This is a genomic window from Pandoraea vervacti, from assembly GCF_000934605.2.
GTDB classification, from domain to species: Bacteria; Pseudomonadota; Gammaproteobacteria; order Burkholderiales; family Burkholderiaceae; genus Pandoraea; species Pandoraea vervacti.
In genome coordinates, this window is sequence record NZ_CP010897.2 from 1,904,026 (window position 1) to 1,925,791 (window position 21,766).

18 protein-coding genes are annotated in these 21,766 nt (G+C 62.9%); 14 read left to right on the forward strand and 4 right to left on the reverse strand.

The window, feature by feature from the left end:
* Window positions 1–85: 85 nt before the first annotated feature.
* From UC34_RS08580 to UC34_RS08605, 6 genes are all read left to right on the forward strand, one after another.
* Entirely contained in the window at window positions 86–2,113 is a 2,028-nt protein-coding gene (locus tag UC34_RS08580; protein WP_063389824.1) for an aconitase family protein, read from the forward strand.
* A 3-nt stretch (window positions 2,114–2,116) separates the two neighbouring features.
* Complete coding sequence (locus UC34_RS08585; protein ID WP_044455212.1) at window positions 2,117–3,418, forward strand: CaiB/BaiF CoA transferase family protein; 1,302 nt, start codon at window positions 2,117–2,119, stop codon at window positions 3,416–3,418.
* 108 nt (window positions 3,419–3,526) lie between these two features.
* A complete protein-coding gene (locus UC34_RS08590) occupies window positions 3,527–4,609 on the forward strand; it encodes a CaiB/BaiF CoA transferase family protein (RefSeq protein ID WP_044455213.1) in 1,083 nt (360 codons plus the stop codon).
* A 269-nt stretch (window positions 4,610–4,878) separates the two neighbouring features.
* Window positions 4,879–5,604, forward strand: a complete 726-nt coding sequence (locus UC34_RS08595; RefSeq protein ID WP_237165283.1) for a hypothetical protein — start codon at window positions 4,879–4,881, stop codon at window positions 5,602–5,604.
* A gap of 100 nt (window positions 5,605–5,704) precedes the next feature.
* Window positions 5,705–6,832, forward strand: a complete 1,128-nt coding sequence (dinB, locus tag UC34_RS08600; RefSeq protein WP_063389878.1) for a DNA polymerase IV — start codon at window positions 5,705–5,707, stop codon at window positions 6,830–6,832.
* A 25-nt stretch (window positions 6,833–6,857) separates the two neighbouring features.
* A complete protein-coding gene (locus tag UC34_RS08605; RefSeq protein WP_044455215.1) occupies window positions 6,858–7,382 on the forward strand; it encodes an MgtC/SapB family protein in 525 nt (174 codons plus the stop codon).
* A gap of 254 nt (window positions 7,383–7,636) precedes the next feature.
* On the opposite strand, the gene UC34_RS08610 is transcribed toward UC34_RS08605, so the two are convergent.
* Window positions 7,637–8,092: a hypothetical protein gene (locus tag UC34_RS08610; protein ID WP_044455216.1), complete on the reverse strand. Its 456-nt coding sequence runs from the start codon at window positions 8,090–8,092 to the stop codon at window positions 7,637–7,639.
* A gap of 133 nt (window positions 8,093–8,225) precedes the next feature.
* Between UC34_RS08610 and UC34_RS08615 the strand changes: the two genes are divergently transcribed.
* Window positions 8,226–9,722, forward strand: a complete 1,497-nt coding sequence (locus tag UC34_RS08615; RefSeq protein ID WP_044455217.1) for a cryptochrome/photolyase family protein — start codon at window positions 8,226–8,228, stop codon at window positions 9,720–9,722.
* Window positions 9,723–10,231: 509 nt separating this feature from the next.
* Here the strand turns inward: UC34_RS08615 and UC34_RS08620 are convergent.
* From UC34_RS08620 to UC34_RS08630, 3 genes are all read right to left on the reverse strand, one after another.
* Window positions 10,232–11,209, reverse strand: coding sequence for an urea transporter (locus UC34_RS08620; RefSeq protein ID WP_084070470.1), 978 nt, complete (start codon window positions 11,207–11,209; stop codon window positions 10,232–10,234).
* A gap of 305 nt (window positions 11,210–11,514) precedes the next feature.
* Window positions 11,515–13,233, reverse strand: a complete 1,719-nt coding sequence (locus tag UC34_RS08625; protein ID WP_044455219.1) for a glutamine--tRNA ligase/YqeY domain fusion protein — start codon at window positions 13,231–13,233, stop codon at window positions 11,515–11,517.
* 112 nt (window positions 13,234–13,345) lie between these two features.
* Complete coding sequence (locus UC34_RS08630) at window positions 13,346–13,546, reverse strand: hypothetical protein (RefSeq protein WP_044455220.1); 201 nt, start codon at window positions 13,544–13,546, stop codon at window positions 13,346–13,348.
* A 157-nt stretch (window positions 13,547–13,703) separates the two neighbouring features.
* Between UC34_RS08630 and UC34_RS08635 the strand changes: the two genes are divergently transcribed.
* The 7 genes from UC34_RS08635 (at window position 13,704) to UC34_RS08665 (ending at window position 21,645) form a co-directional block, all read left to right on the forward strand.
* Window positions 13,704–14,219 carry an ABC transporter permease gene (locus tag UC34_RS08635; RefSeq protein ID WP_044455221.1) on the forward strand — a complete coding sequence of 172 codons (516 nt, stop codon included), beginning with the start codon at window positions 13,704–13,706 and terminating at the stop codon, window positions 14,217–14,219.
* A 596-nt stretch (window positions 14,220–14,815) separates the two neighbouring features.
* Window positions 14,816–15,049 (forward strand): hypothetical protein, encoded by a 234-nt coding sequence (locus UC34_RS08640; protein ID WP_044455222.1) that lies wholly within the window; start codon window positions 14,816–14,818, stop codon window positions 15,047–15,049.
* Between the two features lie 143 nt (window positions 15,050–15,192).
* Complete coding sequence (locus tag UC34_RS08645; RefSeq protein ID WP_044455223.1) at window positions 15,193–15,666, forward strand: GNAT family N-acetyltransferase; 474 nt, start codon at window positions 15,193–15,195, stop codon at window positions 15,664–15,666.
* A gap of 90 nt (window positions 15,667–15,756) precedes the next feature.
* Entirely contained in the window at window positions 15,757–17,688 is a 1,932-nt protein-coding gene (abc-f, locus tag UC34_RS08650) for a ribosomal protection-like ABC-F family protein (protein WP_044455224.1), read from the forward strand.
* A 404-nt stretch (window positions 17,689–18,092) separates the two neighbouring features.
* Window positions 18,093–20,072 carry a DNA topoisomerase IV subunit B gene (locus UC34_RS08655; RefSeq protein WP_044455225.1) on the forward strand — a complete coding sequence of 660 codons (1,980 nt, stop codon included), beginning with the start codon at window positions 18,093–18,095 and terminating at the stop codon, window positions 20,070–20,072.
* 237 nt (window positions 20,073–20,309) lie between these two features.
* Complete coding sequence (locus tag UC34_RS08660; protein ID WP_044457921.1) at window positions 20,310–20,717, forward strand: DUF4399 domain-containing protein; 408 nt, start codon at window positions 20,310–20,312, stop codon at window positions 20,715–20,717.
* Complete coding sequence (locus tag UC34_RS08665; protein ID WP_072617448.1) at window positions 20,698–21,645, forward strand: lytic transglycosylase domain-containing protein; 948 nt, start codon at window positions 20,698–20,700, stop codon at window positions 21,643–21,645. Before UC34_RS08660 ends, UC34_RS08665 begins: the two co-directional genes overlap by 20 nt.
* The last annotated feature ends 121 nt before the right edge of the window (window positions 21,646–21,766 follow it).

Below are 21,766 nucleotides of genomic sequence, written 5' to 3' on the forward strand. Positions count from 1 at the left end.
TTTCTTCGCTGCCGCCGGTTTAATGGGCACGTAACTTGCGATCGAAACGGGTGACCCCATGCGGGACCATTCGAGGAGCGATCTCATGCAAGCCACCGTGCGACTGGAAGGACGGGTGCTCTGGTTGAGCGACCGTGCCGAAGCGATGAGCCGCCAATTGGCGGGGGAAACGTTGACGCGAGCCGAGGCGGCTCCGCTGCGCGACCAGATCTCCACCGACGAAATGACGCCGGCGCGCGCATGTCTGGCGTTCGACGAATCGCTTGGCGACTACGTCTATGTCGGGCTGCGATGCCATGACGAGACGGGCGACCCGGCCGGCGTGTTCCCGGTCAAGCCGAAGGCGGTGCGTGACGGCGGTTTCGCGCTATCGGTCGCCGGGTTCCGACGAGGCAAGGGATCGTCGCGCGAAGCCAGTCCGTTTGCCGAGTGGTGTGCTGGCATTCGCATTGTGATCGCCGAGAGTTTCGAGCGCATTTATGCACAGAACTGCCAGAACCTCGGCCTGCTGATGTCTACCGACCTTTCGCTGGCTGAGCGGTTGCAGGCAGGCGAGGCCATTCCGATCGAAGCATTTCTCGAAGATTGCGACCCGCTGGGCGAAGAAATCGTGCGCAGCGCAGGGCTGTTCGGCTATACGCGACGCCGGTTGTCGGGCAAGACGTCGCCGCCGCGACCTGCGCATGTCACGGGGCCCATGACCTACGGCGAAAAGATCATTGCGAGGGCGCTTGGCGTTAATCGCGTACGCGCGGGAGACGCGGTGTTCGTCCCCGCGGACTGGCGTTTCTCTCATGAATACGTGACGCCGATGGCCGTGAGCTTTCTGCGGCATGCGTTCGGCGACGCTGTGCCCAACTTGCGCGATCCGGCATCGATTCTGTGCTTCGAAGATCACCTCACCCAGCTCGATGCCGTGCCCGCAGACGCGAGTTCGTCGACGCCGATCGTCGATGCCGCACAACGTCTGGGCAGCGTGCAACAGGCGTTTTGTGCGCAACATGGGGTGCGGCTGCACGGGCGAGTCGCGGGCGGCGGCTCGGAAGGCATCTGCCATGCGCTGATGCTCGAACGCTACGCACTCCCCGGCCAAGTGGTCGTCGGCACGGATTCTCACACACCTCATTGCGGGGCGGTCGGCGCCTTCGCATTCGGCGTAGGCGCTACCGAAATGGCCAATGCATGGCTCACCGGGGATGCGCGACTCGCGGTGCCGGGCACGTGCCTCGTCCACTTGCGTTCGCGTCTGCCTGCGGGCGTCGGTGCCAAGGATCTCGCGTTGCATTTGCTCCATCTGCCCTACATCCGAGACGGTCGAGCCATTGGCCAGATCATCGAGTTTGCAGGCGAGGCGGTGACGCACCTGTCGACGGACGAGCGCGCCACGCTGACCAATATGGTGGCCGAGATCGGTGGACTCACCGGATTGGTGGCGCCGGACGCCGAGACTGTCCGCTACTTGCGTGAGCGGCGAGGCATCGATATCACGTTGGATGCTTGGATGACGAGCGATCCGCAAGCATCGTACGCCCACGTCATCGAAATTGACTGCGCGGCGCTGGGCGCCATGGTCGCGAGCCCCGGCGATCCCGGCAATGGTGTGGCGTTGGCCGAGTTGTCGGCGGCCGTGCCCATCGACATCGCCTATGGCGGATCGTGCACCGGCAGCAAGCGCGAGGACCTGCGAGCCTGTCACGACGTGCTCGCGTGGGGACTGTCTCAAGGCCATCGCGTCGCCGATGGCGTTCAGTTCTATCTCCAATATGGCAGCGAGGACGTGCGCGCGTGGTGTGAATCACAAGGGTACGCGGATGTGTTCAAGGCGGCGGGCGTGACCATGCTCGCCCCCGGATGCGGCGCATGCGTCAATGCAGGTCCCGGTGTCTCCAGGACACCGCACGACGTTGTCATTAGCGCCCAGAACCGGAATTTCCCCGGGCGTTCCGGACCGGGGCAGATGTGGCTGGGCAGTCCTGCGACCGTGGCGGCGAGTGCTCTGGCGGGGTACATCGTCGGCTTCGATCAACTAAGACGCGATGGCTTCGCATCTCATTCAGTTGACCAGACGGTGCGGCCAAGCGATGAGACGTCGCGAGCGAGTTTGGGAGGGTAGCCAATGCAGGAAGCGTCCCCTGCGACGCCGATGCCGTTAAAAGGCATTCGCGTCGTGGAGTTTTCTCACATGGTCATGGGGCCCGCGTGCGGCATGGTCCTCGGCGATCTCGGCGCCGATGTCATCAAGGTCGAACCCGTGGGCGGCGATGCCACGCGCCGACTGCTCGGGACCGGTGCCGGCTTTTTTCGCACATTCAACCGCAACAAACGGAGCCTCGCTGTCGACGTCAACCGACCGGAAGGCAGAGAGTTGATTCTGCGACTGGTGAGTGCGTCGGACGTGGTGACCGAGAACTTCAAGCCCGGTCGCATGCGGCAGATCGGTCTGGACTACGCAACGTTGTCGCGCCTGAATCCGGCGCTCGTGTATGTGTCGCTAAAGGGATTCTTGCCCGGGCCTTATGCCGCGCGCACCGCGCTCGACGAGGTCGTACAGATGATGGCGGGGCTTGCCTATATGACCGGCCCGCCGGGACAACCGCTGCGCGCGGGGACCTCTGTCAACGACATCATGGGCGGCGTGTTCGGCGCGCTCGCGGCCATGGCGGCCCTCTACGAGCGTAAGACGACAGGGCGCGGTCAGGAGGTGCAGGGCGCGCTTTTCGAGAATTGCGTACTGCTCGCGGCGCAGCATATGCAGCAGTACGCCGTCACCGGTGTGGCGCCCGATCCGATGCCGGCACGCGTGTCGGCCTGGGGCATTTACGACGTATTCACGGCGAGAGACGGGGTTCAGATATTCCTTGCCGTGGTGAGTGACTCGCAGTGGCGAATTTTCTGCGATGTGTTCGGCCGCCATGATCTGGCGGAGGATCCCCGGCTGGCGACCAACAACGATCGCGTGCTCGCCCGCGACTGGTTGATTCCGCTGTTGCGCGACATGATGCAGGGTTTCGACGCGAGCTATCTGGCAGCGGCCTTTGAGCGTCACGGCTTGCCGTTCGCGCCCATCGTGAAACCGCAGGCGCTGTTCGACGATCCGCACTTGCGCGAGAGCGGCGGCCTGGGCGAATTGATGACGGAGGATGGCGAGTCCACGCAGGTGCCGCTGCTGCCCATCACCATGGCCGGGCAGCGGTTGCCGGCGCGTATGCCGTTGCCCGCGGCTGGGGAACACACAAACGACATTCTGCGGGATCTGGGATACCTCGATAGCCAGATTTCGCGCCTGTTGCGCGAGGGGGTGGTGGCGGGACCGGCGCTCGGGCCGATGCCGGACGATGCATCCGGTTCGGCAGATTCTGCCGATTCGGCCGATGCGGCCGGTCCCGTTTTTTGGAGCGATGGCGCGGGTCGCGGGTAGCACGGCGGTTTTCGGAAATGTCCGAGTCGCGTCGGCGTGTTACCCGCTTGCGGCGCAGGGCTCGGGCGCGGTACGGTGAGCCTATTCGCCGTCAACCACTTGCCCGCCATGACCCCATCGCCCGACTTTGCCAGTGCCCGTGAATCGTCCACGCCCGCTCAGCCGCCCGAGCGTCCCCTGTCGGGCGTGACGGTTCTGGATCTCACGCGTCTCCTGCCCGGTCCGCTTGCCGGGCTGCGTCTGGCGGAGATGGGCGCACACGTCATCAAGATCGAAGACAAGGGGGCAGGGGACTATGCCCGCGAGATGATGCTTGGCGATGGGCAAAGCCCGCCGAGCGCATTCTGGCGCCTGCTCAATCGAGGCAAGGCGGTGGAGCGGCTCGACCTCAAGCGAGATGCCGACCGATCCACCTTTCTGGCGCACATTGCTCATGCGGACATCCTGCTCGAAGGCTTCCGGCCGGGCGTGATGGCGCGCCTCGGTTTCGACTTCGAAACGCTGGCCCGCATCCGGCCGTCGCTGGTCATGGCGTCGATCTCAGGCTATGGCCAGCAAGGGCCGATGGCGCAGGCGGCCGGACACGACATCAACTATATCGGCTACGCGGGCGTGCTCGACCAACTCGGCGATGCAGGCGACGCTCCGATCATCCCGAACTTTCAGATCGGTGACCTGTACGGCGGAGCACAGGCGGCAGTGCAATCCGTGCTGGCTGCACTCGTGTCGGCGCAACGCACGGGGCGCGGGCGTTGGCTCGACATTTCCATGACGCATGAGGTGTTTCGCTCCAATCTCGTTCCGGCGGTGGCGCTGCACCGCCAGGGGCATGTGTCGCGCGCGGGGACCGACCTGCTCAACGGGGGCGTGCCTTGCTATCAGGTCTACCGCACGCTCGATGGTCGATACATGGCTGTGGGGGCGCTTGAGTTGAAGTTCTGGGAGACGCTGTGCGATGTGTTGGGGCGTAGCGATTGGAAGATGCGCCATTGGACGCTCGGACAAGCAGTGGGGGGCAAGGATGCGGCGGCGCTTCGCGCGGAGCTGGCTGCCGTGTTCGCCAGCGCATCACAGGCCGAGTGGACGGCAAGGTTCGCCGATGCGGATTGTTGTGTGACGCCAGTGCTTCGGCTGGAAGAGGCGATGGCGCATCCATTGTTTGCGAGCGCCCGCGATGCACTATTTCCGTAAGTCTCGTAGATCGGTGAGATTTGATCCGGTGCGGGTGCAAGGACGCGCGTATTGAATGGCGTTCACGAATGGCGCTACCGAATGGCGCTACCGAATGGCATTACCGACTGGCGTTACCGAATGTCACAATTTTTCAGGCATGGCGGGCGCGAAGCGAGGGCGTCGATCGCGTAGAGTCTTTGCTGACTCAAAACGACTTTCTCATGACCCGACGGCTCGCTTTGCCAAGACGACGACATTCGCTGCCTCACGCTATGCGACACCTTCCGATGGCGGTTGCCGTCATTGCGATGGGTGGCGTCGTGATGTGTGCGGGTTGTGCGTCGTATCAGGACGCGCCGGTCGATCGCGGCAAGGTGCGCTCGACGTCGATGACGACCGCGGATCTTGCGCAAACGGATATCAACCGCATGGCGACGCTGGGTATGCGGGCGAACCTGGAGAGCCTGTATCTGCTGGCGGACAAGCTCTACAAGCGCAACCCGCGGGAGTGGCGCAAGGGCGGGGCGGCGACTCAGGCCGACGCCATGTCACAGCTGCGCGCCGCCATTGAGGGGCGTCGCACGCTGACGGATTTGAAGGACTTGCGCGACGTGCGGGCATTGTCGCTTTCGCTCGACCCGGCGTTCGGCGGCGACCGCGTGGCGGCGTTCGTCTTCAGTCTTTCGGACACGATCATTGCTGCGCACGGCGGTACCACCGTGTTCTATCTGAGCGACGGGCTGGACGCACAGCGCATCTACAATGCCGCGCGCAACGTGGAAATTGCCGCCTGGCTGCTGGCTAGCCGACGCGACATGGCCGGAAAACCGCTGTTGCTGGCCAACGAAATCGCCGACGTCCGCAATGTCAGCTTCGAGCGCGAGTTCGGAAAAGTCATCGGCCGGCTGGATCTTCTTGCCGAGATGCTGGACGAGAAGTACCGGCGCGCGGGCATCGGCTACGTACAGAATTTGCTTGGCGCGCAGTTTCTTCAATTCTTGCCCGTGCGATGACGTGACATCGGCGCGATAGGATCGTACGCGGCGATGTCACGGATGGAGCGCGAAAAATGCGCAAATGCTGTATATTTGCACAGTGTTTTCGCCGCTTACCATGACCACCTCACTGCGCAAGATCATTCATTGCGACGCCGATTGTTTTTACGCTTCCGTCGAGATGCGTGACGACTCGTCGCTGCGCGGTATTCCGTTGGCGGTCGGCGGTCAGCCGGATCAGCGCGGCGTGGTCGCCACCTGCAATTACGAAGCGCGGGCGTTCGGCGTACGCTCGGCCATGCCGTCCGCACAGGCAGTCAAACTCTGCCCGGACTTGCGCATCATTGCGCCGTCGATGCACCGATACCAGGAAGCGTCGAGACGGATCATGGCGATTTATCGGGATTACACCGAACTCGTCGAACCGTTGTCGCTCGACGAGGCCTACCTCGACGTGACCGACAGCCAGCGTTGCGGAGGGTCGGCCACGTTAATCGCTCGCGAAATCCGGGCACGTATTGCCGCGGAGGTCGGTCTGACGGTGTCCGCGGGCGTGGGCCCCAACAAGTTCATCGCCAAGATCGCCAGCGATTGGCGCAAGCCCGACGGGCTGTTCGTCGTGAAACCGGGCGAAGTCGATGCGTTCGTCGCGGCGCTGCCGGTCGAACGGCTGTTCGGGGTGGGCAAGGTGACGGCCGAGAAGTTGCGTGCGCTCGGCGTCGATTCGTGTGCTGATCTGCGCGGCCATTCAATGGTGGATCTCACCGAACGTTTTGGCGTTTTCGGCCAGCGACTCTACGAGCGCTGTCGAGGCATCGATAACCGCGAGGTCAGTCCGGACCGTGAACGCAAATCCATCAGTGTGGAGACCACTTACACGCGAGATCTGCGAACGCTGGCCGAGTGTGAGACGGCACTGGCGCGGCTGCTTCGTCAGTTGGCCGAGCGCATCGGGCGGGCGCGTCGCAGCGAGCCGCTGGCTATCGCCAAGGTCTTCGTCAAAATTCGCTTCGCCGATTTTTCGAGAACGACGGCGGAGGCCGGCGCACTGGGTGTGGACCCGGCGCAGTGCCGTGAATTGCTGGCGCAAGCCGTGGGGCGCAAACGCCGCCCGGTCAGATTGTTGGGCGTTGGCGTGCGCATGCTCGAAGCGCAGGCAACGCGCCAACTGCGATTGTTCGACGACTGGGATGACACTACGCAAATTGGCCCGTCGTCGGGCGATAATGCGTCGACACAGATATAAATCGCGCAGACGAGCGAGGTGAGGGATGGCTGAGATCATCGAAGTCACATTGCGGCTCACGGCGGCATTGATACTTGGCGGACTTGTCGGGCTCAACCGGAATCTGCATCACAAGTCGGTCGGTTTGCGAACGCTTGCGATCGTCTCGTTCGGCTCGGCCCTGTTCGTGCTCGCCGTGGTGCCGTTTCCCGGAACGGCCCTGCCTTACGACAGCTCGTCCGTGAGCCGGGTGGTGCAGGGAATCGTCGCCGGCATCGGGTTTCTGGGAGCGGGTTGCATCATCCGGCCGAGTCATGGCGCGTCGGTGCACGGCTTTACGACAGCTGCGGCGCTGTGGAGCACGACCGGGATCGGCATTATTTGCGGTTTGGGGCGTTGGCATATCGCGCTGGTGGCGATGATATTGCTGCTTATCGTGCTGGCGCTCGGCGGGCGAATCGAATCGCTCGCGCACCGTTGGCTGGGGCACGACGAGCCGGACAGTCCGTCAACCGACGCGCACGCGTCGGCGCCGCATGCGCACGACGACAAGTCACCTCCACGCGGCTAATGCGAAAGACGCACATCGCTGCCCCCTTTGCCTGAACGTCTGGACAGAATCCTGCGGATACCGAAGAAAAATGCCCGCCGAAGCGGGCAAATGACGTTGTCGCAGTACCCCCAAAAGGACGTAAGAGGGCGATTTCATTTTGGTCACCTGCTGGTATTTCGCCAATCGGGGCTTGCCCGATTAGGGAAAGCACGTTCGGGTGACTACGTAATCAACGGTCAATCCGAATGCCCGATGCGGGCACACGTTCCGCTTCACTGAAGCGCGCGCAACTCCGTGGCGCGTGCGCGAGCGACCCGCAACCCGTCGGTTCGCAGGCTGAGCGTCGCGGCGTCGGCTTGTTGGGCGGCGTCGGATGCCGAGGTGTACGTCGCGATCGCCGCCTGACGCTCGCGCCGGAACCGTTCGGTAATCGGAGCGCACTCGGCGGCCGCTTCGTCGGCCAGCCGGATAGGGTCGGGCACCAGGTTGACGTAGCGGGCGACGTGACCGTAGAGGCAGGTGCGATATTGGTCGGCGGCCGCGTCGGCGGCAGCCAAATGCCGTTCGCGCACGGCTGCGGTGTCCGGGGCCGGCTGACGTGATGCCGATGCACCGGACGGGGGCTGAGCGGGCGCGGCGCAACCCACCAGAATCAGGGCGGCAGCGACGCTGCACAGGGCCGGCGCAACATGGCGGGCGCGGGCCAAAATCGGAAACTTCCGAGTCATGAAGTCAGCGAGGCCGATGGCGTAAAGTCCACGATCTCGCTATGGTACGGGATTTGGCGGATTCGTCCTGAATGCCGCGAAGATATCTGCGATTTCACCGGATCAAGGCGTGCGAGTGTCGCGCCAATCAGACATGAGCGAATTTCACAAAGGGCTGGTTTGGCTGCGGCGCGATTTGCGCTGCTCGGATAACGCGACGCTGGCGCAGGCGCTCGCGTCGTGCGCCGAGGTCTATCCCGTGTTCGTCTTCGACACGACCCTTCTCGACGCGCTTCCACGTGACGACCGGCGCGTGGCATTCATTCATGAGAGCGTGAGCGAATTGGCCGAAACGTTTGCCCGGGCGGGCGGCGGGCTTATCGTGCGGCACGGCGACCCGGCTGTGGAAATTCCCGCGCTGGCGCAAGCGCTTGGCGTGCAGGTGGTCTTTGCCGGGCGGGATTATGAGCCCGATGCGCTCACGCGCGACCGAACCGTCGCACGAACGCTTGAAGACGCAGACATTGCGTTCGAGACACTCAAGGATCAGGTGATCTTCGACATGAACGAGATCCTGACGGCGCAGGGCGAACCGTACACCGTTTTCACGCCGTATTCGCGCGCTTGGCTCAAGCAGGTGAGTGCAGTGGACCTCGCACCGCATGGTCGCGAGTCCGATCTGAAGCGCCTGGCCAAACTGCCTCAGGGGGAAGGCAAGGTCCCGTCCATGGAGGCTCTGGGTTTCGACGTACCCGCCTCGCGCCGGATCGCGATTGCGGCGGGTGAGTCAGGGGCACGTCAGTTGCTGGAGGATTTTCTGCCGCGCATGTCGCATTATCACGAGCGACGAGATTTCCCCGCCGTGCGCGGGCCGAGCTACCTGTCGGTCCATTTGCGGTTCGGGACGGTGTCGATTCGCACGCTCACCCGAGAGGCGCACGCGGCCATGCAACGTGGCGGCGACGCCGGAAATGGCGCGAGAACGTGGCTGAACGAACTGATCTGGCGGGAGTTCTATTTCATGATCCTGCACCATCATCCGCGAGTTGTCGGCAACGCGTTCAAGCCCGCCTACGACGCGATCGAATGGGCGTCGGGCAAGACGGCGGATGAGAATTTCCAGGCGTGGTGCGAGGGGCGGACCGGCTATCCGTTGGTCGACGCCGCGATGCGCCAGATCAATCAGACCGGCTACATGCACAACCGGCTGCGAATGGTGGTTGCCAGCTTTCTGGTCAAGGACCTGGGCATCGACTGGCGTCGCGGAGAGGCGTACTTCGCGCGTCAACTGAACGACTTCGATCTGGCGGCGAATAACGGGGGGTGGCAATGGGCGGCGTCCACGGGGTGTGACGCACAGCCCTATTTCCGTATCTTCAACCCGGTCACGCAGTCGGAAAAGTTCGACCCGCAGGGGCGCTTCATCCGAAAGTACGTGCCGGAACTGGCTCATTTGCCGGACAAGGCGATTCATGCGCCGTGGCGTGCGGATGCGCTGACGCTGACCGAAGCCAATGTGACCCTGGGCCGTGAGTATCCGCAGCCGCTGGTCGCCCACGACGTGGCGCGCAAGGAAACGCTGGCCCGATACGCGGTGGTGAAGATGCCTGGGGTGTCCGGCAGGCCGGACGACGACGCTTTGGGCCATTGAGTTTGCGCAAGCTTCCGCGGGGCGGCCGGGCAAAAGCAGGGGCGGCGGTCCGCGGGCTAGCGCGAACGGCGTTGATCCGGGGAATCGCGGGCGATTGACGCCTGTCGATCCGGTCACGGCGATTCGCGTGCCGTGATCCGTCGCTGGGACCCGACGCCGTTTTCTGTCGCATTTGTCCACCACGTTCATCCGGCGCATTCATCCGCCGCGTTCATCCGTGTATACCCCCGTCAACTTTTTCCGGAATCAGCCGTTGATACGCTTATGGCACGCAAGAGGCCTGGGCTTCGATATCGGTTCGCAACGTCGGGGGGCGTTAGTGGGCGTCAGGGAGGAAGCAGTACAACAATAGATGTGCTCAAAATGCTCGGATACGAGCAAAGGGCAGGCCAAAACCACACGGGGAAGCTGGAGAGAATCCTTCGCCGCGCAGACGGCAGCTTCGAACCACGGGGTTCGCGTTGAGCGAGTGCCCGGAACTGAGCGTTCCGGGCATTTTTTTGGGTTTTTTATGGCCGGACGGTCTGCCCGGGCGCTTTCGTCAACATCAATACGGTCCAGACGGCGAGATTGAACGGGAGCGTGAAATACGGCCATCCCGACGGCTCAAGCCAATGCCCCAGCACAACGCAGATCATTGCCGCCAGCGCAGCGCCGACCAGACGCACGTTGGGACGTCGTCCGAAAACGCCCAATCCAAGGGCTGCGAGAAATGCGTTGACCCCGATACCGCCGGCCTGCGACGCGAGTGCGGGCCAGACAGTGGTCAACAGGCTGAAAATCGCCCAGATCGCCGTGCCGGAGGCCAGCGCCCATAGGGTGGCGCGCGCGTTCCATAGCGCGAGCAGATACCAGGTCAGCAGTCCCAGCACGAACGGTGCAATGAAGACGACTTGCCCCACTGAACAGAAGACGAAACCCGGCCCGCCGGCGTCGCAGCCCGGGGCCCCGTGCCGCGGTGTGAGGTGCAGCCAGGATTGCAGGGCCCACGAAAGGGTCATGACAGCGACGAACGGTCCGGTCAGCGCCGGTACCCGGTAACGGGTCAGTGCCGCCGTCAGCACGACGCTCATCCCGACGCAAACGGCTAGCCAGGCGGTAAAGGTCTCATCAGGTTGCCACAAGGCGGCGAAGGCCACGCCCGTCAAAGCCGCGTTGTAACCTAATAACCCCGACCGACGTTGCGCGGGAGCGAGCCGCAGGGCGATGGCGCACGCCGATCCGGCAATGCTTGCGGCGAAGCCTGTCAACGCGGCAGGCAGGTCGGCCAGGGCAACGACTGCCAACAGCAGGACTCCCATGCCCGCCGACGGTACGAAATAGATCTGCGCAAAGCTCGCGGTCGTTGCCCTCAGCTCGGCGAGCAGCCAGCGGCGTTTATGTATCAGCCAGCGGCGCTCGCGGGTCAATGACGCAAGGGCGCTCGCTCCGGGCGATGCGGCGGTGCTCGGTGTGGCGGGGACGGTGCGCGAGTGAGACTGGGGCATGGGCGGTGGCAGCGGCGAGGCGCGCAATGTAGCGCATTAAAGCGCAACGACACGGAACGTCAAACGGGAATGGCGCTCGCGGGCCAACGTCGCGCACATCATCGATGAGGCGCTGAATGACGCACCGGGCCGGGAGCGTTGGAGGCGAGCTTACGCCGAACGGTTTCAGCCGGGCTCGCCGGCGTCTTATAGTCGGTATTTGCCACAAGGCCGTGCTCGCTCGCAAGGCGCGCCTTGTGCGCCGGAAAAACAAAACCCGCGCACTGAGGCGCGGGTTTCGTGCGATGACGCGCGGATGTGGCGGCTTACTTGCCGCCCCCCTTGGCGGGCTTCACGGCCCAGCTGTCCTTGAGCGAAACGATGCGGTTGAACACCGGCTTGCCCGGCACTGAGTCGTGACGGTCGGCAACGAAGTAGCCGTGGCGCTCGAACTGTACGCGGTCTTCCGGTGCGAAATTCAGCATGCCCGGTTCGACATAGGCTTGCGTGACTCGCTTGGCGTTCGGATTGATGGCGTCGAGGAAATTCTTGTCGCCGGCATCCGGATTCGGATCGAGGAACAGGCGGTCGTAAATACGCACTTCCGCAGCCAGCGCGTGCGGTGCGCTCACCCAGTGGATGTTGCCCTTGACCTTGTAGTTGTCGGCGCCCGGCGTGCCCGAGCGGCTGTCTTCGAAGTAATTGCAGTGCACGGCAGTGACGTTGCCGTCAGCATCGGTGTCGAAGCCCGTGCATTCCACAACGTAACCGTAGCGCAGGCGCACCTTGTTGCCGGGGAACAGGCGGAAGAAGCCCTTGACCGGCTCGGCCTGAAAGTCTTCGCGTTCGATCCACAGTTCCCGCGAAATCGGGAACGTACGCATGCCGCGCTCAGGGAAATGCGGATGGACCGGTGCCTGACAATCTTCCTGCTTTCCTTCCGGATAGTTGTCGATGATGAGCTTGAGCGGATCGAGCACGGCGGTTGCACGCGGCGCCTTCGGGTCGAGGTCGTCGCGCAGTGCCTGCTCGAGAATGCTCATGTCGATCCACGAGGCCGACTTGGCCACGCCGATGCGCTCGCAGAACAACTGGAGGCTTTCGGGCGAAAATCCGCGGCGGCGCAGGCCGACCAGCGTCGGCATGCGCGGGTCGTCCCAGCCGTCGACGTGCTTCTCATCGACCAGTTGACGCAGCTTGCGCTTGCTCGTAATCGCGTAGGTCAGTTGCAGACGGGCGAATTCGATCTGTTGCGGCGTCGGACGAGTGAACATGCCGGCGTCCGCGAGTTCACCGAGCACCCAGTCGTAGAACGGGCGCTGATCTTCGAACTCCAGCGTGCACAGGCTGTGCGTGATGTTCTCGATGGCGTCTTCGAGCGGGTGCGCGTACGTGTACATCGGGTAAATGCACCACGCGTCGCCCGTACGATGGTGATGGGCGTGACGGATACGGTAAATGGCCGGGTCGCGCAGATTGATGTTCGGCGAGGCCATGTCGATCTTGGCGCGCAGGACGTGTGTGCCGTCGGCGAACTCACCGGCGCGCATGCGGCGAAAGAGATCCAGATTTTCCTCGACCGTACGGTTCCGGAACGGCGAATCCTTGCCCGGCTCGACCAGCGTGCCGCGATTGGTTCGCATGTCTTCGGCGCTTTGGCTGTCGACGTATGCCTTGCCGCGCTGGATCAGAATTTCGGCAGCCTGATAGAGCTGTTCGAAATAGTCGCTGGCGAAATAGAGATGTTCCTTCTGCGGCGTTTGATAGCTGAAACCGAGCCACTTGACCATGTCGATGATCGAGTCGACGTATTCGGTTTCTTCCTTTTCGGGGTTCGTATCGTCAAAGCGCAGATGGCACACGCCGTCGTAATCGCGCGCGATGCCGAAATTCACGCAGATGGCCTTTGCGTGACCGATGTGCAGATAACCGTTCGGCTCCGGCGGGAAGCGCGTTTCGACGCGCTGGCCCCATTTGCCCGAGCGGTTGTCCTCGTCAATGATGTTGCGGATGAAATTGGATGCCGCGTTCAGCTCTGTGCTCATGCCTGTCCAGTGTTCGGAGTTTGGCGAATATTCTACCGTACCGCATTGCACCACGGGCGAGCGTCGACGCGGCATCAGGTCGTGATGCCGGTCCCAAGCCCATGTCGAGCCTTCAGGTCGTTTGAACCGAGGTCCGCTGACTAGGCCAGTTGGCGTAGGAAAGGAGCCACAGGGAAATGATGTTGACGATCGGAATGAAGACCAGCACGGTAAGCCACGGCGAATAGCCGAGCCGGGTCAGAATGCGCCACACCGGTACGCCGACGAGGACGATGCTCACGAGGAGTGCGAGAAAGCTGGATGTGTTAGCCATAGGACACCTCCCTGAAGACCCCGCCCGATGCGAGGCATACCGGCAAGTATAGGAATACGGGCGTCCCGACCACAGACGTTTCCCGGATTGTGTCCTATGCTGGAGACACTGCCGGTCGTGCCGGCGGCTCTGTGAGGCACCCTCAACGGAGGAGATCATGGAACTGCATCTCAGCTCCCACCGCTATACGCACCGCTCGCCGGACTGGGCCGCGGCTGCCGTTGCCGGCTTTGTGGCCTGCGCCTTCTTTTCTGCCGTGGAAATGCTCATGGTGCTGCTCGTCACGGGGCAGAGCCCATGGGTGCCGCCCCGAATGGTCGCGGCCATTGTCTTCGGACCGGGCATTCTGAATCAGCCCGCCACGTTCGACGTGTCGATCGTGGCCATGGCGTTGCTGGTCCATGCCGCGATCGGCGTGGTACTTGGCATCGTTCTGGGGGCGATCATTGCGCCATTCCGGCTGGATTCGGACATCGTGACCGTGTCGATCGCCGGTGGCGTTTTCGGTTTGGTCGTGTACATCGTGAACTTCTACGTCATGACGCAGATTTTCCCGTGGTTCATGGAGTCCCGGGGCTGGGCGATGTTGGCCGGACACCTCATTTTTGGCGCGTTCGCGGGCTACATGTACTGGGTGTTGCGCCAAATGGACGACGCGGGCGCACCGACGTGAGTGGACGGCGCCGGCGTGGCGACGCAGCATGAAGGACGTCGCGTGGTGGCGACGTAAGCGGGCGAGCGGTGGCGGGGCGACGCACCTTGGTGCAAGCGTCTCGCTTTTCTGCTATTATTCGCCAACTGCATTCATCTGTCCGTCAACTTCGGGCCTCGTGAGTGCAGTCACGTGACAAAAATCGCCCGGTAGTCAATGTCTCGGGTGTGAGTCAACGTGTGGCGCGAAAATCACTACAGATGTGCCGCACGACGTATGTTGGCAATAGGCCAATGGGAACGCTACAACGTTCTTCCGCCGCCGTTACGAACGAACGGTTGGCTTCATTCCCCGAACAGGAAGTTGCATCTCAGAGCACCCGTATTGCGCTTTGCTTGGCGCGATGTCGGTGCGCACGCGGTCTTGCGCCGCGTACCACGTTCCGCAGACCGGTTTGTCGCATGTCAGTCACGTCCATGTCGCGTAACTGACACATTTGATAGCTACGCTGCGTGCACTTCACGGAAACATTTGTGCAACTTTGCACTCTCAACACCGTAAGCCGATTCGAGAGGGATAGTTATTAGTCATATTTTTGCAGTAAAGAAGGATACAAAATGAAAACATCGCAATATCAGGAATTCCAGTACAGCGTCCATGCTGTCGAGCGAGACAACGCCCGTTGGGACGCGTTCTACGAGATTCACCGCCCGACGCATCAGGGCCTGGAAAAAGTCGGGGCCTACCAGGTGCAAAGCGCCTACGGCTTCGCCACACAAGGTAACGCCCTCGACGACGCCGAGCGCAACGCGCGTGCCGACATCGAGCAAGGCATCGTCTACTACCAGTAAGTCCGACGCGCGATCCTCGCTCGTCGCGTTGCTTCCCCCATGACTTCATGTGCGCGATCCCGGCATCGTCGCTTTGCGACGGTGCTATAGTCCCGCCTTTCGTCGTGCGGCAATGCCGCACCGCAAAGGCTGGAGATTCGCTAATGGAATGGATGTGCAAGACGTTCGACGAACTGGGCAGTGCGCTGCTCTATCGCATCCTGGCCGCACGCAATGCGGTGTTCGTCGTCGAGCAACAATGTCCCTATCAGGACATCGACGGGCGCGATCTGCATAGCCTGCATCTCGTCGCACAAGTCGCGGCGCACGCGTCGAGTGTGCCGCAGATTGCTGCTTATCTGCGCTTGTTGCCGCCCGGACTGGCGTATGAAGAAGCATCGATCGGACGCGTGATCACCGCGTCGTCCCACCGAGGTACCGGACTGGGCCGCGAATTGCTCGCGCGAGCAGTTGCGATTGCCGAAGTCCAGTGGCCGCACGTCGCGCTGCGTATTGGCGCTCAGGCGCATCTGGAAGCCTTTTACGGCAGCTTCGGCTTCGTCAAGGCAAGCGAGCCGTACGACGAAGACGGCATCCTGCACATCGAAATGGTGCGTGCGCCGGCGCCGGCACAGTGATACTGTCGCCGAAGTTCACCGCAATATCGGCCGGGCCGTCGCGCCCGGCACTACAATACCTCTCATCGTAGTTCACGCGTTCCCCGACACATGGCCTTGTATTCCATCACGGGCGCCCAACTGGCGTTCGGTCATCTGGCATTGCTCGACAATGCCGATTTTTCGCTCGAAGCTGGTGAGCGCGTCGGGCTTATCGGCCGTAATGGCGCCGGCAAGTCCTCGTTGCTCAAGATCGTGGCGGGCCTTACGTCCCCCGACGATGGTCTCGTGGCGCGTCAGGCGGGCTTGCACACGGTGTACGTGCCGCAGGAACCCGTATTCGATCCCGAGCAGTCGGTGTTTGACGTCGTGGCATCGGGTCTCGGCGACGCGCACGGGCTGCTCTCCGAATACGACCACACGGCGCAGGCGCTGTCCGTTGCCCCCGAGGGGCCGGAGCACGACGCGTTGCTGGCGCGCCTGAATACGCTCCAGTCGTCGCTCGACGCCGCCGATGCGTGGCAACTCAAGACTCGCGTCGAGACGACGATCGCCCAGCTCGGTCTCGATGGACATGCGCGCGTCGGTGCGTTGTCCGGCGGGATGCAAAAACGTGTTTCGCTTGCACAGGCGTGGGTCGCCAAGCCCGATGTGCTGCTGCTCGATGAGCCGACCAATCACCTCGATTTCGACGCCATCCGCTGGCTCGAAGAGTTGCTCATCAACTATCGCGGTGCACTGCTCTTCATCACGCACGACCGGAGCTTCCTCGACCGCGTGGCCACCCGCATCGTCGAGCTCGACCGCGGCCGCCTGCTCTCGTACCCGGGCAATTTCACGCAGTATCAGGAACGCAAGGCCGAACAGCTGGAAATCGAGCGCGTGGAGAACGCGAAGTTCGACAAGTTGCTCGCGCAGGAAGAAGTGTGGATTCGAAAAGGCGTCGAGGCGCGCCGCACGCGCAGCGTGTCCCGTATCGAGCGTCTGAAGACGATGCGCAACGAGCGTGCCGAGCGTCGTGAGCAGCAAGGCAATGTGCGCATGGACGTGGCGCAGGCCGAGAAGTCCGGCAAGATCGTCGCAGAGCTAATCAATGTAACGAAGGCGTATGGCGGACGCACCATCGTGCGCGACTTCTCCGCAACGCTCATGCGTGGCGACAAGGTCGGCCTGGTCGGACCGAACGGTGTGGGCAAGACGACCATGCTCAAGCTGATTCTCGGTGAGATCCAGCCCGACAGCGGTCAGATTCGTGTTGGTACGAACCTGCAGGTCGCGTACTTCGATCAGATGCGTGCGCAACTCGATCCCGAGCGCAACCTGCTCGACACCATTAGCCCGGGCAGCGACTGGATCGAGATCAACGGCACGCGCAAGCACGTGATGAGCTATCTCGGCGACTTTCTCTTTTCACCGGAGCGGGCGCGCTCGCCGGTGAAGTCGCTCTCCGGCGGCGAGCGCAACCGGCTGTTGCTCGCGCGCTTGTTTGCGCGGCCCGCCAACGTGCTGGTGCTCGACGAACCAACCAACGACCTCGACATCCCGACGCTCGAACTGCTCGAAGAATTGCTGGAGGAGTACAACGGCACCGTGTTCCTCGTGAGCCACGACCGTACGTTCCTCGACAACGTGGTGACCTCGGTCATTGCGGCCGAGGGCGACGGAAACTGGCGCGAGTACGTGGGCGGTTTCACCGATTGGCAGGTGCAGAGCGAGCGATCGGCCGCCCTTGCGGCGCAACGTGCGCCGGCCGAGGAGGCCGTCAAGGAAACGGCCAGTGCACCGAAGCGCGGCACGAACCGCACCGTGAAGCTCAGTTACAAGGAGCAGCGCGAACTCGATGGGCTGCCGGCGCGTATCGCTGCGCTGGAAAACGAGCAGAAGGAGGCCGCCGCGAAGATCGAGGACGGGGCAATCTTTGTGAAAGATCCGGCAGCGGGGGCGGCATTGTCCGAACGTTTCGAGGCGATTGAACTGGAGTTGCTCGAAGCGCTCGAACGCTGGGAAGTGCTCGAAGCCAAGCAGCGCGGCGAGAGCACCTGAGGGAGCAGGTAAGGGAGCAAGTAAGGGAGCAGGTAAGGAAGTACGTCAGTTCGCCTCGCGAGTTCGCACAGTATCGGCGGCCGGCTTTCCGGCCGCATTTCGTTGGAAGCGAGTGGGAAGCGAGTTCTAAGCGGGCGAACACGAGTTCGACGCGATGTGGCGCTCGGCGATGTCTCTGGACCGCATCGCGAGTGACAGTACAATAGGCCGCGATTCATCGGATGCGACGTGCTTGCCGGACACCGCTCCGGCGCCGTGCGCCCCCTGAGTGCCCATTATCTGGGCGCCGCAACACAAGTCGTTGATCCGGCGTCACTTTTGTCATGTGTTAATGGGTTTTCCCCGTGGTTGTCCACAGGAAATGTGGATAATCGGCGGGCGTGGAACCCCAATTCAGTCACGCTATGTCGAAAAAAAATTCGCCTGCCCAATACAGCGAAGCCTCCATCAAGGTGCTCAAGGGCCTTGAGCCGGTCAAGCAGCGTCCGGGCATGTACACCCGCACCGAAAACCCGCTGCACATCATTCAGGAAGTGATCGACAACGCGTCGGACGAAGCGTTGGGCGGTTACGGCAAACAGATCCTCGTCACGCTGAACAAGGACGGTTCGGTGAGCGTCGAGGACGACGGCCGCGGCATTCCGGTCGGCATTCACCCGGAAGAAGGGGTGCCGGTCGTCGAAATCGTATTCACGCGTCTGCACGCCGGCGGGAAGTTCGACAAGGCGGCTGGGGGCGCCTACACGTTCTCCGGCGGCCTGCACGGGGTCGGCGTGTCGGTGACGAACGCGCTGGCAACGCGTCTGGCCGTGACGGTCTGGCGTGATGGGCAAGTCTCCGAGCTCGAGTTCGCCGACGGCGGCAACGTCAATGTGGCGCTGCATTCGCGTGCGGCGCAACGCGGCGAGAAAAAGAGCGGCACGCGCGTGACCGTCTGGCCGGATGCGAAGTACTTCGATAGCCCCGCGTTGCCGTTGGGCGAACTGCAACGCTTGCTGCGCTCGAAGGCCGTGTTGCTGCCGGGCGTGCGTGTGACGTTGCGCCAGGAAAAGAACGGCGAAGAGCAAACGTGGTTCTACGAGCATGGGCTGCGGGGTTATCTCGTCGAATCACTGGGCGGTGCCGAGCCGCTCATTCCGTTGTTCGAAGGCGAACGTTTTGCCGACGGCAGCGAAGACAGCTTCGCCGAGGGCGAGGGGGCAGCGTGGGTCGTGGCATGGACGGAAGACGGCGCACAGGTGCGCGAATCGTACGTCAACCTGATTCCCACGCCCGCGGGCGGCACGCACGAGTCGGGCTTGCGCGAAGGGCTGTTTCAGGCGGTTCGCGGTTTCATCGAGCTCCACAATCTTCAGCCGAAGGGCGTGAAGCTGCTGCCCGAAGACGTGTTTTCCCGCGTGTCGTTCGTGCTCTCGGCCAAGGTGCTCGATCCGCAGTTCCAGGGGCAGATCAAGGAGCGCCTGAACAGCCGGGACGCCGTGCGTCTGGTCTCGTCGTTCACGCGTCCCGCGCTCGAACTGTGGCTCAATCATCACGTCGAGCACGGCAAGAAGCTGGCTGAACTCGTGATTCGGCAGGCGCAGGCGCGCACGCGTGCCGGCCAGAAAATCGAGAAGAAGAAGAGTTCCGGCGTGGCCGTGTTGCCGGGCAAGCTGACCGACTGCGAAACCGAAGACATTACGCGTAACGAACTGTTCCTGGTCGAGGGCGACTCGGCAGGCGGTTCGGCGAAGATGGGGCGTGACAAGGAATTCCAGGCAATCTTGCCGTTGCGCGGGAAGGTCCTGAACACCTGGGAGACCGAGCGCGATCGTCTGTTCGCCAATAACGAAGTTCACGACATTGCGGTCGCGATCGGTGTGGATCCCCATGGCGCGAACGATACGCCCGATCTGTCGAATCTGCGTTACGGCAAGATCTGTATCCTCTCCGACGCCGATGTGGATGGCTCGCACATTCAGGTGTTGCTGCTCACGCTGTTCTTCCGCCATTTCCCACAGTTGATCGCGAAAGGCCACGTCTATGTGGCGCGTCCGCCGCTGTACCGTGTCGACGCACCGGCGCGCGGCAAGAAGCCGGCACAAAAGCTGTACGCGCTGGACGAAGGCGAGCTCGAAGCGATTCTCGACAAGCTTCGCAAGGATGGCGTACGGGAAACGGCATGGTCCATCAGCCGCTTCAAGGGGCTGGGCGAGATGAGCGCCGAGCAGTTGTGGGAGACGACCATGAACCCGGATACGCGTCGTTTGAGCCCCGTATCGCTCGGCCAGCTTGATTTCGATGCAACCGTGGCGCGCATGAACATGCTCATGGGCAAGGGCGAGGCGGCGCAGCGCCGCAGCTGGCTCGAAGCCAAGGGCAACGAGGTCGAAGCCGACATTTGAGTGGTCAGCGTAGTACGGGCCGCATGAGTGGTGAGCGCCGTGAGCGCGATTTGAGCGCTTCACCCGGAAGGCCTCGCAAAGGCGCGCCACTTGGGCGCTTGAGCCGCGTTAGCCGAGCATCGGCATCGTAGGAAAGCACGCTTTCGCCGCACTCACGCAGGGCAAACCAGCGTGAGTGCTCACATAGTGGGATAATCCAACCTTCATCCTACCGGGAGTCGCGTTATGTTGCGTTCTATGCGTTGCATTTTCGTGCCCATGCTGATTGCTGGCGCAAGCGCTAACGCGTTGGCACAATCGGCCCAGTCGCGCGTCTTCTTCGTTGCACCGACCAATGGCGCGACGGTGTCGAATCCGGTGGTGGTCAAGTTCGGCGTCGAGGGGATGGCGATCAAACCGGTGGGCGATATGGCGTCCGACACCGGGCATCACCACCTCATCATCGACGGCGACCCGGTTCCGGCAGGTCAGGTCGTTCCTACCGACGACACGCACCTGCATTTCGGCAAAGGCCAGACCGAGACGAGCGTCAATCTGACGCCGGGCGATCACACGTTGACGATGCAATTCGCCAACGGTGCGCATCAGTCGTACGGTCCGGCCATGAGCCAGACGATCAAGGTGCATGTCAAAGGTCAGCAATAACCATGTCTCGACGGCGGAACGCGTCAGCGCGCGCCGCCGAACGTTTTCTCTGCGGCAACTCGCAGGTTCCGCGCTGGCGGCCATGCTGCTTGCTGCGGCGCCCCTCGCGCACGCCGAACTCTACGGTTACGTCGACGAAAATGGGGTCGCACATCTCGCGGCCCGCAAGCTCGACGCGCGCTATCGGCTTGTCGTCGGCAATGGCGCCAACGTCGACCTGCGGGCAAATCGACAGCAAGGTGTGGTGAGCGGTGCCGACCGTTCGCGGCTCTACGATGCGCTCGCACGACATCCCAATCTGAAAAAGCTGGCGCCGGTGATCGCGCAGGCGGCGCAGAAGTTCCACGTCGATGCCGCGCTGCTCAAGGCCGTGATGGCGGCCGAGTCGGGTTTCGACAGCGCTGCGGTGTCGCCGAAAGGCGCCGTCGGGCTGATGCAGGTGCTGCCGGCGACCGGGGAGCGTTACGGCGTACGCGCCGACGCGCGCCGCACCGTTGCCGACAAGCTGGCCGATCCGCGCACCAACGTGCTCACAGGGGCTCGCTACCTACGCGATCTGCAAGCCCGATATCCCGACCGTCTGGAACTGGTGCTCGCCTCTTACAACGCAGGTGAGGGCGCAGTGGCGCGTCATGACGATCAGATCCCACCCTATGCGGAGACTCGGGACTACGTTGCGGCGGTACTCGAACTCTATCGGCGGTTCAACGCGGATGGGCTCGATGCGCCGTCCGGCCACGGCGTCATTCAGGCCAGCGGCGGCGGTGGAAAGCTCGGCAATGCGCGGATCAACGGGTCACGCGACGGCCGGATCCACGTCATCCTGGGGGCGCCGTCGGGCTTGCCCGTCGTACCTGCTACCATGCCGAACGCATCGGTACGTGATTCGGCGCCTTCGGCACTGTCGACGCCGCCCGCGACCGACTGATACCCCCGCGTCTCCCTCGACGGCGCGCCGGCGCGTCGTGGAAATCACCCTTCGGAATCGTCCGAAACGTAGGCGGAGTCCCGGAAGTTTCCGCGGCTACGCGTCCCAAATTGCCTCTCGC